Here is a 535-nt window from a genome sequence, read left to right as displayed (position 1 = left end):
TCGGTGGGTAGCGTCATTGCCTGTGGCTCAGAAGTCGCTTTCGTCGACCAGCTCGTCTGCGGCGGCTTCCAGCGCATAGGCGGCATCGGCCAGATCGTTGCTGACCGGCTCGATTTGCAGGCGACCGTCCACCCACAGCGGCGCGTAGATGTCCTCCAGGGCGATGCCCTTCGGGTAGCGCACCAGCACGATCTGGTTCGGCGGCGGCGGCGGTACGTGAATGCAGGCGCCCGGATAGGGCACCAGGAAGAATTCGGTGCTGCGCCCGCGCGCGTCGCTCTCCAGCGGCACCGGATAGCCGCCCAGACGGATCTCGCGGCCATTCAGTTCGGCGACGGTCTTGGCCGAGTACATCACCGCCGGCAGCCCGGCGTCCTGCTTCAGCCCGCCCTGATCGCTGAAGCCGGCATCTTCCGGCGTCGAGTGGTCGATTTCGGGCATTTCCTCCAGCGCCTGGCGGTCCTCGGGCGGCATCAGCTCGAGCCAGTCGAGTTCGGGCGGCGTGGCCTGGGCGTGGGAAACAAGTGCGAGACAG

General features: G+C 67.3%; 1 protein-coding gene. It reads right to left on the bottom strand.

Going from position 1 to position 535, the window contains the following annotated elements; all coding sequences use genetic code 11:
- Nucleotides 1-27: 27 nt before the first annotated feature.
- On the bottom strand, nt 28-535 hold a 508-nt coding region (locus CXQ97_RS21250; protein ID WP_104182389.1), incomplete at its 5' end, for a DUF3299 domain-containing protein.

It is taken from the genome of Arthrobacter sp. B0490 (genome assembly GCF_002929355.1).
Taxonomy (GTDB): domain Bacteria; phylum Actinomycetota; class Actinomycetes; order Actinomycetales; family Micrococcaceae; genus Arthrobacter_D.
This window is presented reverse-complemented; position numbering and strand designations above follow the sequence as displayed.